Source organism: Arthrobacter sp. H35-D1 (assembly GCF_030063185.1).
Lineage (GTDB): Bacteria > Actinomycetota > Actinomycetes > Actinomycetales > Micrococcaceae > Specibacter.
Window position 1 is genome coordinate 36,470 of sequence record NZ_JASISP010000015.1, and the last position, 12,386, is coordinate 48,855.

The 12,386-nt window shown below is 64.6% G+C and carries 8 protein-coding genes; 6 read left to right on the top strand and 2 right to left on the bottom strand.

What is annotated here, in order from left to right; all coding sequences use genetic code 11:
* Positions 1-32: 32 nt before the first annotated feature.
* From QMG25_RS14185 to QMG25_RS14205, 5 genes are all read left to right on the top strand, one after another.
* Positions 33-737, top strand: coding sequence for an FHA domain-containing protein (locus QMG25_RS14185; protein ID WP_283461290.1), 705 nt, complete (start codon positions 33-35; stop codon positions 735-737).
* On the top strand, positions 734-5,170 hold the full coding sequence (locus tag QMG25_RS14190; RefSeq protein WP_283461291.1) for a type VII secretion EssC family protein: 4,437 nt from the start codon (positions 734-736) through the stop codon (positions 5,168-5,170). Before QMG25_RS14185 ends, QMG25_RS14190 begins: the two co-directional genes overlap by 4 nt.
* 201 nt (positions 5,171-5,371) lie before the next feature.
* The gene (locus QMG25_RS14195) at positions 5,372-5,638 is read left to right on the top strand and encodes a hypothetical protein (RefSeq protein WP_283457075.1); all 267 of its coding nucleotides are present in this window, start codon (positions 5,372-5,374) and stop codon (positions 5,636-5,638) included.
* Between the two features lie 115 nt (positions 5,639-5,753).
* Positions 5,754-8,171, top strand: a complete 2,418-nt coding sequence (gene ligA, locus QMG25_RS14200) for an NAD-dependent DNA ligase LigA (RefSeq protein WP_502866415.1) — start codon at positions 5,754-5,756, stop codon at positions 8,169-8,171.
* Between the two features lie 20 nt (positions 8,172-8,191).
* On the top strand, positions 8,192-9,034 hold the full coding sequence (locus QMG25_RS14205; RefSeq protein ID WP_283461292.1) for an inositol monophosphatase family protein: 843 nt from the start codon (positions 8,192-8,194) through the stop codon (positions 9,032-9,034).
* A 414-nt stretch (positions 9,035-9,448) separates the two neighbouring features.
* Here QMG25_RS14205 and QMG25_RS14210 read toward each other — a convergent pair whose 3' ends face one another.
* Positions 9,449-10,267, bottom strand: a complete 819-nt coding sequence (locus tag QMG25_RS14210) for a putative endonuclease domain-containing protein (protein ID WP_283461293.1) — start codon at positions 10,265-10,267, stop codon at positions 9,449-9,451.
* 990 nt (positions 10,268-11,257) lie between these two features.
* Here QMG25_RS14210 and QMG25_RS14215 point away from each other — a divergent pair.
* Positions 11,258-11,512 (top strand): hypothetical protein, encoded by a 255-nt coding sequence (locus tag QMG25_RS14215; protein ID WP_283461294.1) that lies wholly within the window; start codon positions 11,258-11,260, stop codon positions 11,510-11,512.
* 141 nt (positions 11,513-11,653) lie between these two features.
* Here QMG25_RS14215 and QMG25_RS14220 read toward each other — a convergent pair whose 3' ends face one another.
* Positions 11,654-12,382 (bottom strand): 4'-phosphopantetheinyl transferase family protein, encoded by a 729-nt coding sequence (locus QMG25_RS14220; protein WP_283461295.1) that lies wholly within the window; start codon positions 12,380-12,382, stop codon positions 11,654-11,656.
* Positions 12,383-12,386 lie beyond the last annotated feature (4 nt).

Genomic DNA, 12,386 nt, shown 5'->3' on the forward strand with positions numbered 1-12,386 from the left:
GGAAACAGCATGCAAACAAGGGGGCTGCCGCCATGGCTGAACTGACCATTGATTTTTGTGGCGAATGGTACGAACCGTCGCCGGAGGCCATCTTTAGCATTGGCCGCGAAGGCGACATAGAGGTTGACGACAACCCCTATCTGCACAGGAAATTCCTTGAAGTGAGCAAGTACGACGGTATTTGGTGGTTGACGAATGCCGGCACCATGCTCTCTGCCACCATCGCCGACGCTGCCGGGGGCATGCAGGCGTGGATGGCGCCCGGTGCCCGCATTCCGTTGGTGTTCAGCCAGACAAACGTGATTTTCACGGCCGGTCCCACCACGTACGAATTCTCGGTCCACGTGGCCGCGCCGTCGTTCATGTCCCAAAGCAGGGAAGACGACTCCGCCGGCTCAACCACCATTGGGCCAGTGGTTTTCACCCCGTCGCAGAAGGCGCTCATTGTGGCCCTGTCGGAGCCCATGCTGCGCCGCGGCGGGACTGGATTTAGTTCCATTCCGTCCTCTGCGCAGGCAGCCAAGCGCCTTGGCTGGGCGCTCACGCGTTTCAACCGCAAGCTCGACAACGTGTGCGACAAACTCGACCGGGTGGGCGTGGTTGGCCTGCGCGGCGGCGGTGGCAAGCTCGCCACGAACCGGCGTGCCCGCCTCGTGGAGCACTCCGTCACCTCCCACCTTGTCACCCCCGACGACCTGCCCCTGCTGGACTCGCAACGCGGAACGGACCATGAATGAGGATCAGGCTGACGCTCAGGCGTGAACCGCAGGAGGACAAGGACCTGGCCGTCACAGTGGACGGACTGGCCTCGGTGGGGGACATCGCCACGGAGCTGTACCTTGCCGATCCCTCCCGCAAGGGGGCCCAAGCACCCGCGAACCTCTCGCTGCTGGTGGAGGAATCCATGGTGGGTGGCGTGCGCGGACGCACCCTCCCGCCGGAGGGCAACCTGCTGGAATCGGGGCTGCGTCCCGGGGCCACCGTCTCGTTGACCCAGGTCAGCGACTCCTTCGCCGTGCCGCACCAGGACCGCGGGCCGGCTGCCGCGACAGTGCGCGTCGTTGCCGGCCCGGACACGGGCCAGGAATTCGCGCTGCCACAGGGCACCAGCTATGTGGGCCGCGACTTTGACGTGGACGTGCGCCTCAGCGACCCCATGACCTCCAAGCGCCATGCCCGCATCACCGTCGGGGACACCATCGAAATCGCGGACACTGGTTCCGCCAACGGCCTCATGATGGAGGGCACCCAAATCTCCCGCGCCGTCCTGGGCTCCTACGACGAGGTGACCCTGGGCGAAACCACGCTTTCCATTGTGAGCCTGGGCCGCGGGGCGCAGTCCGGACCCAGCAGCCCGCTGGTGGAATTCAACCGTTCCCCACGTGTGGTGCCGCATTTCAAGGTGGAGGAACAAACCCTTCCCTCCGGCCCGCAGCGACCGCGGCGCGAACGCTTCCCGTTGCTGATGCTGGTTGCCCCGATCCTCATGGGCGCCGTCATGTTCGCCGTCACCAAGAGTCTTTTCAGCGTCGTCTTCATGGCCATGATGCCGTTGATGATGATCGGCAGCTACATGGACCAAAAAGCCAATATCAAGCGCGACACCAGGGACGCCATTGTCCAGTTCCGCGGTGCGATGGTGGAATTCCGTCGCCAAATGACGGCCCGCCAGCAGGTGGAACGGGCCGTGCGGCTGGCCGAGAGCCCGTCCACGGCCGAAACAGTGGACGCCATCTACAAGCTCGGCCCGCTGATGTGGACGCACCGGCCCGAACACAAGTCATTTTTGTCCCTGCGGCTGGGCGTGGGCCGCCAACCCTCGCGCACCCCCGTCAAGGCGCCCAATGACAACAACACGCTGCCCGAGTACATGGCCGAGATCCAGGACATCAAGGCCGAATTCGCCGACATTGACGCCGTGCCCGTTGTGGCGCAGTTCCGCACCAGCGGTGCCCTCGGCGTGGCCGGTCCGCGCGGGGTGGTCGACGACGTGGCACGCGCCCTGGTGCTGCAGGCGGCGGGGCTGCATTCCCCTGCCGAGTTGGCCGTCGCCGCCATCACCTCCGCCGAGTCCAAGGAACGCTGGGAGTGGCTGCAATGGCTTCCGCACGTGGGCTCGGTGCACTCCCCGCTGCCCGGTGACCATCTGGCTTCCGGCCACGGGGCAGGAGGCGTGCTGCTGGCGGCGTTGGAGGAATTGCTGCTGTCCCGCGGCGCCACCATGGTGGCCCATGGAGCAGCCCATCGCGGCGCACTCGACCCGGACAAGCACGACATCCCGCAACCGGCCACGCCCGCCCTGCTCGTCATCATTGAAGACGACGTCAAAGTTGACCGGGCCAGGCTGACCCGGCTGGTTGAACACGGGGCCGACGTGGGCGTGCACATCCTGTGGGTGGCCGGCTCCATTGAGGCACTGCCGGCCCCTTGCCGCGACTTTGTCCACGTGGCTGAAACCGCCACCACCGGCCAGGTCCGGCTGGGCCAGCTGACCTACCCCGTCAGCTGCGAGAGCGTCAGCGCCGAACTGGCCGCCCAACTTGCCCGCATGCTGGCCCCCGTGGTGGACGCCGGCAAGCCGGTGGACGACGACTCCGACCTTCCTCGCAGCGTCTCCTATGTGGCCCTGGCCGGGCACGACCTGGTGGAGAGCACCACCGGCATCGCGGACCGCTGGCTTGAAAACAACTCCGTCTCCTCCCGCGCCGTGAAGAATCGCAAGCACCAAGGATCCCTGCGCGCCCTTGTCGGTTCCAAGGGCGTAGAGCCCATGTACCTCGACTTGAAAACCGAAGGCCCGCACGCCCTGGTCGGTGGCACCACCGGTGCCGGCAAGTCCGAGTTCCTGCAAGCCTGGGTGCTGGGCATGGCCGCCGCCTACAGCCCGGACAGGCTCTCCTTCCTGTTCGTGGACTACAAGGGCGGCGCCGCCTTTGCCGACTGCGTCCAGCTCCCGCACACCGTGGGACTGGTGACGGACCTGTCCCCGCATCTCGTGCGCCGGGCACTGACGTCGCTGCGTGCGGAACTGCACCACCGCGAGCACCTGCTCAACCGCAAAAAAGCCAAGGACCTGCTCGCCATGGAGCGGGAAGCGGATCCCGAGGCCCCGCCGTCGTTGATCATTGTGGTGGACGAGTTTGCCGCCCTCGCCAAGGAAGTGCCGGAGTTTGTGGACGGCGTGGTGGACATTGCCGCCCGCGGCCGCTCCCTGGGACTGCATTTGATCCTTGCCACCCAGCGTCCCTCGGGCGTCATCAAGGACAGCCTGCGCGCCAACACCAACATGCGCATCGCCTTGCGCATGGCCGACGTCGACGACTCCCGGGACATTCTCGGCGAAGACACCGCGGCGTACTTCAGCCCCTCCATTCCCGGACGCGGGGCGGCCAAAACCGGCCCAGGGCGCATCCAGGGCTTCCAGACCGGCTACGCCGGCGGCTGGACCAGCCGCACGCCGCAGCGCCCCCGCATCGACATCGTGGAAATGGACTTTGGCTCCGGGACACCGTGGGAGCAGGAACTGACGGCGGCACCGGTGGAGGATTCGGCCGGCCCCAACGACATCTCCCGGGTGGTGGGCAACATTTCCCTGGCTGCCGTGGAACTGGGCGTCAAACCGCCCCGCAAGCCGTGGCTGAGCGAGCTGTCCGAGATCTACGATTTCTCCAAGCTGCCCGGACAACGCACGGACGAGCAACTGCTGCTGGGCGTCATGGACGACCCCGAGCACCAGGCCCAGCCCACCGTGTTCTTCGAGCCGGACAAGGACGGCAACATGGCCATCCTGGGCGCCAGCGGTTCGGGCAAGTCCGCGGCGCTGCGCACCATCGCCATCGCCGCGGCCATCACCCCGCGCGGCGGGCCCGTGCAGGTGTACGGCATCGACGCTGCCTCCAACGGGCTACAGATGCTCGAGGCGCTGCCGCACGTTGGCGGCATCATCAACGCCGAAGACAGCGAACGCGTGGGCCGGCTGCTGCGCTACGTCCGCGGGATCATTGAAGAACGGGCCGAGAGTTTTGCCCAGGTCAAGGCCGGCACCATTGCCGAATATCGTCGCCTGGCCGACAAGCCCTACGAGCCGCGCATCATCGTCATGGTGGACGGGCTGGCCACATTCCGCGAACTGTACGAATTCCGCACCGGCATGAACCAGTTCGAAACACTGCAGCAGATCGCCACCGACGGCCGTCCCATGGGCGTGCACATTGTCATTGCCGGCGACAGCCCGAAGTCGCTTCCGGCGTCGTTGGCGTCCTCGGTGCAGCGCCTGCTCGTGTTCCGGCTGGCCACCTCCGACGACTACTCCAACCTGGGACTGCCCCGCGACGTGCTGACCCCGGCATCCCCGCCCGGCCGCGGCATGATCGACGGCGGCGAAGTCCAGATCGCCGTTTTTGGCGGCACCTCGAACCTGGCGTTGCAGGCCCGGCAGGTGGAAAGCCTGGCCGAGTCGCTGCGGCGCCAAGGCATCAAGGCGGCCCCGCAGATTGAATCGCTGCCTGAAAACCTGGACCTGAACGTGCTGCCCGCGGCCTCCAGCGGCAACGTGGTCATCGGCGTGGACGACTTCAACCTGGAACCGGCAGGGCTGAACGCCACGGGCGCGCTCATGCTCACCGGGCCGCCGTCGTCCGGACGCACCACCGCCCTGGTCACGCTGGCCGAAGCACTGAAACGCTCGACGCCGGGCACCCGGCGCGTATACTTCGGCTCGCGCCGCTCGGCCATCGCGAACCTGAACGTGTGGGATGAATCCATTGTGACGGCCGGAGCGCTGGAGCCTGAACTGCAGCGCTTCATCGAGCTGGTGGAGAGCGAGAGCCAGCCCGTTGCCTTCTTCATCGAGGGAGTCACCGAGTTCGCCGACTCGGAGGCGGAAATGGATCTGGTTGAGCTGATCAAGGCGGCCGTCAAGGCCAACTTGTTCGTGGTGGGCGAGGGCGAAACCTCCACCTGGTCCGGGGCATGGAGCATCGCCGGGCTGTTCAAGGCAGGCCGCCGCGGCCTGCTCATGAACCCGGGCGACATTGAGGGCGACACCTTGATGAACACGTCGCTGGGCCGGGTGAGCAACAACAAGTTCATCCCGGGCAGGGGCTACGTGGTGGGTCGGGGCAAGGCGTTCAAGCTGCAAGTGGCAAGCACCATGGACCACGAACGGTAGGCGAGCCGGCTCTACGGAGTCGACGCACCAAATCGACCGCGTCACAATTCGATGGGGGAGTTGTCCCCATCGACGGTGGTGGCGGGGTCGGGATAGATTCATATCAATCGCTTGGCCGGAACCCTCCGGACACGGTGAAACAAAAAAGCGGGATGGCCCGCAAATTTTGAACAAGCAAATTTCTAGCAAAGGATGTGCATCATGGCCGGTATGCTCGGTAACGATCCCCAGGACATGGCCGATTTGGCCTCCAAGCTTGGCAACGCGATTGACCAGATCACCCAGGTCATGGGGACCTTGGACGGCAAGGCCCAGTCGGTTCGCTGGGAAGGCCCCGACGCGACCCGCTTCAAGGGTACGCAGTGGCCCACCTCCAAGAAGTCGCTGTCCCGCGTCATCGCCGACCTGGGCGATGTGAAGACCATTGTGAACAAGCAGAAGCAGCAGCAGATGGACGCTTCCAAGTAGTTCACCACCAAATGCCGGTTTCCGCCCGAGGGCGGAAACCGGCATTTTTTGTTTGTGGCCCGAAGCAGTCCACGGCATTCATCGGACAAGGGCATTCATGGGGCAAGATAGAAGCGTGAGCAGCGAGCCAGCAGAAACCCAGCCAGCAACCCCCGAGACGATTTCCGCCGGGGGTGTTCCCGACGACGCAGTATCTGTCGAAGCGACACGGAATGACTCAGTTCCCGCAAATGCAGTACAGGGCGACGCTGTGCAGAGTGGCACAGTGCCCGCCGACGCCGTGCGGGAGCGCTACGGAGTCTTGGTGGACCTGATCCAAAAGTACCGGGCGGCGTACTACAAGGATGATGATCCCCTTGTCTCCGATGCCGAGTTCGACGTGCTCTACAGCGAGCTGGAAACACTCGAAGCGCTGCAACCGGAACTTATCAGCGGCGATTCCCCCACCCAGCAGGTCGGAGGGGAAGTCTCCGCGGCGTTTGCCGCCGTCGAACATCTTGCCCGGATGTATTCGCTGGAGGACGTTTTCTCCCTCGAAGAGCTGGAAGCCTGGCTGCGCAAGGCCGCAGCATCGGTGGAAAATCGGGGCGGAAAGGCGCCGCAATGGTTGACGGAACTTAAGATCGACGGCCTGGCCGTGAACCTGCTGTACCGCGACGGGGTGCTGGTGCGGGCCGCCACGCGCGGGGACGGCACCACGGGCGAGGACATCACGCACAATGTGGCCACCATCAAGGACATTCCGCAGCGCCTGCACGGGAGCAACTTTCCCGCCGAAGTGGAGATCCGCGGCGAAGTGTTCATCGCCTCGAAGGACTTCGCGGTCCTGAACGAGGAAATGGTCGCCGCCGGCAAGGCACCCTTTGCCAACCCGCGGAACTCTGCAGCCGGATCCCTGCGACAAAAAGATCCTGCCGTGACGGCCAAGCGGCCGCTGAGCATGGTTGTGCACGGCATTGGTGCGCGCGAGGGGCTTTCCACGGGGACGCAGTCCGAAAGCTACGAGCTGCTGAAGTCCTGGGGCATGCCCATCAGCCCTTACTACAAGGTGCTTGACACCCTGCCCGAGGTCTTGGAATTCATTGCCTACTTCGGCGAACATCGCCATGACGTGGTCCATGAAATTGACGGCATTGTGGTCAAGGTGGATGACTTGGCCACCCAGCGCGAACTAGGCCACACCTCGCGAGTGCCGCGCTGGTCGGTGGCGTACAAGTATCCGCCCGAGGAAGTGAACACCAAGCTTCTGGACATTCAAGTACAGGTGGGCCGCACAGGTCGCGTGACGCCCTTTGGCATCATGGAACCGGTCAAGGTGGCAGGTTCCACGGTGGAACGGGCCACGTTGCACAACCAAGATGTGGTCAAGGCCAAGGGTGTGATGATTGGCGACATTGTGGTGCTGCGCAAGGCGGGGGATGTGATCCCTGAAATCGTGGGTCCGGTCATGGCCTTGCGGGAGAAGCAGATCCCCAAAGTGCGTGAGTTCATCATGCCGACGCACTGCCCGTCCTGCGGCACCGAACTGGCGCCGGCGAAGGACGGCGACATCGACATCCGCTGCCCCAACACGAAATCGTGCCCCATCCAGCTCACCGAACGGGTGGCGCACTTGGCCGGCCGCGGCGGCTTTGACATTGAATCGCTCGGCTACGAGGCCGCCATGGCGTTGACGTCCGGTCCCGGCCCCGACCCTGCCGGGAACGGCGGCATCAGTGCTCCTGCCGGTCCCGGGCCTTTGACGAGTGAAGCGGAAGTCTTCAACATCGCCCAACTGGACCTGTCCGGCGTCGTAGTTTGGCGGGAGAAGCGGGCCAAGAATAAGGAAACCGGCAAGTTTGAGGGGACAGGCGAGTTTGAGCTGGCGCCCTACTTCTACAGCAAACCCACCGCCAAGAAGCCCTCGACGCCCAAGAAGACGACCACAGATCTGTACGACGAGCTGGAAAAGGCGAAGTCGGCGCCGCTGTGGCGGGTGCTCGTGGCGCTGTCGATCAGGCATGTTGGGCCCACGGCTTCGCGTGCCCTGGCCACGCGGTACTCCAACATGGCCGCCATTCAGGAAGCACTGAAGGCGCCCGACGCCCGCGAACGGCTCGCCGACGTGGACGGCGTCGGGACGATCATTGCCGAGGCGCTGATTGAATGGTTTGGCGTCGAGTGGCACCAGGACATCGTGGCTGCTTGGGCGAAATCCAGGGTGCTCATGGCCGACGCCGTGGATGAATCCGCCCCGCGCACCCTTGAGGGGCTGACCATTGTGGTGACGGGAACGCTGCCCACCCTCAGCCGAGACGAAGCCAAGGAAGCCATCATCACCCGCGGCGGCAAGGCAGCAGGCTCAGTCTCCAAAAACACGTCCTACGTGGTGGCCGGAGAGGCTGCCGGAACGAAACTGGACAAGGCCGAAGCGTTGGGCATTCCCGTGCTGGACGAAGAAGCCTTCCAGCTGTTGCTCGCCTCCGGGCCCGCCGCCTTCGCGGCACCGGAAACCGATCTGCCCGAATCCGACGTGTCGGAAATCGACGCGTAATCCCCAAGCAAAGGAACACTATGACCCCCGCTGTTGCCACCGTCAATGAACTGCTCGAAGTCGCCCTGCGGGCTGCTGCCGCAGGGGCCGCCGTGCTGGCTTCCCGGGACCCGGGCCAGTTTGGTGCCACGGAGAAATCCTCGGACGCCGATTGGGTCACGGAGTTTGACGTGGCTGCCGAGAACGCCGTCCGTGCCGTGATTGGCGAGGCCCGCCCCCACGATGTGATCACGGGGGAGGAGCTTGCCCCTGCGCTGCCCGCGGAGCCTTCGGGGTACCGGTGGAGCATCGACCCGCTCGACGGCACCATGAACTTCATCCGCAACATCGCCTACTACGGCACGTCGGTTGCCGTGTGCGGACCTGACGGCCAATGGCTGGCCGGTGTGGTCAACGCACCGGCGCTGCGGAGAGTCTACTTCGCCTCCCACGGTGCCGGCGCCTGGTTGGATGAAATCCGTGCCGACGGAGTCCAATCCATGCGCGCACTGCACGGGCCCACCGAAGCCCGGGGCGGGACGCTGCTGTCCACGGCGTTGACGTACGACGCACCGGTCCGGCGTCGTCTGGTGTCCGAACTGAACGGACGCATGGACAACTTTGGCGACTTCCGGCGCCTGGGGTCGGCTGCGCTAGAACTGTGCGCCGTGGCCGAAGGCTCCGTGGATGCGTACCTGGAATACGGTTTGTTCGAGCACGACTTTGCCGCCGGCGGGTTGATTGCCGCGGAAGCCGGTGCCTGGGTGCACAGGCCCGAACTCAGCCCGGCCGTGAACGGACTGCCGACTCGGGAAGAGGTACTTTCAGTCTGGACGGCCGCCTGCGTTCCCGGGCTGGAAGGCAGCTTCGCTCCGGCTGAATAGGGCCGGGTTCGCAGCCGCGTAGGCCCGGATTCGCAGCCGGCGGATTGGCGGCGGGCTCGGCAGGGGCCCGGCGACTGTGCGGTTCCGTGCGAATGTAGGGTTCGGTGCTGTGCGACTGCTCGGTTCGGTGCGGGGTGACCGCTCGGTTCGGTGCGACTGTGGGGTTTGGTGCTGTGCGACTGTGGGGTTTGGTGCTGTGCGACCGTTTAGTTCTCTGCCAGGCTGCTCATCCCACAGCTCCTGTGGGTTGTCCGCCGCACCGGACCTTCATACTGCAGCTCCGGCGGGTGTTTGGCGCCCTGACCCGCAGGAGCTGCTGTATGAATGCGGCGGCGACACCCTGACCCGCAGGAGCTGCTGTATGAATGGTGCTGCTGTGCCGTGAACCCGCAGGAGCTGCTGATCATTTGCCGGTCAATTGTCCAGTTCTTGCTTCGGCCGCCATCCTTGTTGCCGAAGGGCCGTCTCAAACATGGCCACGATGTGGGTGTGCCCGCGTTTCATGTCGGCGTGGTAGACCTTGACCCGCACCCAACCACGGGTGCGGGTTCGCTCGTCCCGAGTGCGGTCGTGGAGCTGTTTCTCGGTGTTTTGGTGGATTTCACCTTCGTATTCGCTGCACACCTTGTATTCCTTGCAGGCCAGGTCGGGGCCGACGTCGAATTCCCCCGGCCCTCCGGAGATCTTGCAGTTCGGCACAAACTCCGGCAGTCCTGCACGCTGGAGAATCAATCGGAGCCGCGTTTCAGGAGGTGAGTCCACCCCAACCCGCATGAGGTCCAGCGCCTTTTTGGCCTTTGCCAGTCCGGGCACATGGTGGAAGCCGGCAATGTAGGCCCGCAGCTGCTCCTCGTGAATGATGGCACGTTTGGGAGGCTCAAAGTGCCGGTCATGCTCGCAAATCAAGTAGTCCGCCACTGCGACCAAGTCGTCGAGGCTCAGCACGCTCGCCAAATCCAGGAATGTTCGTGCCGGTGTTGTCACGGGCACTCCCTGGATCCTCAAGATGTCGGTGCTTGTCAGATTGATGCAATGGCCCGCCACACCGCGGCGCCGGGGTTGGGCACTGCCGGGCGTGCGGGACAAGTGGAGGATCCTGATGTCCTCGTCAAACCACGGCAGCGGCATTCCATGGATTTGCGCGGCAGTCACATGGGAGACGCAATTCTCCACGCCAAGGCTGGTATACGGCCGCACCCGCTCAAGCAGGGGTTGGTGGTTTCTCTGGGGCACCCGTATCTCCCTGCTTGGAGCCGTCAGGTCGCTTGCCCGCATTCGGCTCACCGAGGCGCCCGCCAAGAGCCCCTCACGATAGGTGAAGGATAGCTGTGATAGTTTCCCCGGAAGCCTTGATCGAGCCGTCATGAAAGAAGTCTGGTGCAGAAATCAGAATCCTGCCTGGAGATATCCACAGCAAGGAGTTGTCCACAGGTTTGTGCTGCTTCATACTGCAGCTCCTGCGGGTTCCGTGCCCGCCGGGAACGTTCATACTGCAGCTGATGCGGGTCTGCTGCCAAGCAAATATTTCATTCTGCAGCTCCTGTGGGTGTTGTCGCGCAACACTCACAGGAGCTGCAGTATGAGCAGGCAGCAGCCGCGGACACCCGCAGGAGCTGCAGTATGAGCAGGCAGCAGCTGGGAACACCCGCAGGAGCGGCAGTATGAGCGGGCAGCAGCTGGGAACACCCGCAGGAGCTGCAGAATGAGCGGGCAGCAGCCGCGGGCACCCGCAGGAGCTGCAGCATGGACCGCAGAGAGTACCGAGGGGCCGGAAATCTCCATGGATGCAAGAAGTTTGGCGGCGAATAACCATTCCCGCTTCTTGTCCGGGCCCTTGACCAGTCCACCGGCTATCCGTGTGCGGCGGCGGCCGCCGTCGATGCGTGGCGGGAACGCCTTGGCGGCACGGTCCGCAACGCCCGGTTTTCGTTGCCGCGGACGGCTTCGAAATTGATGAAAAGGCTACCCCGGATTCCGTGGCGTCGAAGCCGCTGGCCACTTCCGTCCACTGGCTGGCGGAAGAGACGGCGTGGGGGGCCGGGCGGAGGCTGTCGTCCGCCGTCGAGGTTGGTGGCTTTGACCCAGCCACCGGCACCGGGCCAGTGGGTTCGGCTCGGCACCGGCGCGTTGGCAATGAGTGCCGAGGCAGTGCGGGTCCCCACGTGCGGCGCCACCGATGCTGAATGAGCGCCTTTTGAGCATGTCCGCTACATCGGCATCACTGTGCCGCAGGTCCGCCCTGCACACGTTGACCTGCAGCCAGCCGCGCGCAGCCGTCCGCTCACGGCGAGTGCGGTCCCGGGGCTGCTGGTGATCGATGCCGAAGCGTTTGGCCATGGGATGCAAGGACTTGCGCTGCCCCTCCAGCATCAACCCCTGCGGGTGCAAATTCGATTTGTCCCGCCGCTCCCGGCTCGCCGGCACGGCGAAGATCTCGTCGACGCAGCCGTCAATCCCACCTCGCAAGGCGTGCTCTGATCTTCCTTCAGCACACAAAATTAACAGAGCCCGCACAAGACTAAAAGATCCACCATCAAACCCCAACAAAGTAACAACTTCGGCTCTGCGCCCATTCAATCTCTTGCCGCCGCTGCCCGCCGACCGTTTTCCTCCAACGCTTCAACTGCCTTGGAATACTTCCCGGATGTCCATTTCCCTGATGGCAGGTTGGCCTGACGTCGCAAGTGCTGCGGCGTGGTTGTCACCCGCCGGCACCCAGGCGATCTCCATTCCGTGGGTTTCCCCAAGAAGCGGTGAGTCGACGACGGCGGCCCAGCAGCTCGCTGTTGTTCCGTGAGGTGCGGGGGGCGGCAGCCCACCAAGGCACAGCGCGTCCGGCTCGACAGCCAAGCCGTGTCCTGTCGCCTTGAGCGCGGCCTCCTTGGCCACCCATAGCCGTATGCGGGACTCGACATCGGTGTGTGACAGTGCCTCCCGTTCCACGGGGGACAGCGCGAAAGCGTCGAAACCGGAATGCAGCTGTCGCGGAAAGGCTTCCAGATCTGCCCCGAGGGGCTGGCCGGTGGCGGCGGAGGCAACCAGCACCATGTCCCTGACACGGGACAGGCTCAGGTTGGAGCCTTCGATCACGGGCTTGCCGTGTGGTCCTCCGCAGCTGCGGCACAGCCTGTGGGCGGCCAAGCCGCGTACATTCCGCAGGTTGCCGCCCAACGCCCGTGCGGCCATGACGCGGAAAACGATGTGGGCTGCGGCGTACCCCAGGCCGTCCGCCGGGTTTCTGAAACGTTCCGAAGCGGCCATTTCCGGCTGGCTCAGCAGTTCCCGTGGCCCTCCAAAGCGGGCTGCCTGGGCGAGAACCTTCTGCGCACTTGTGATGACGTATTCCACTGGA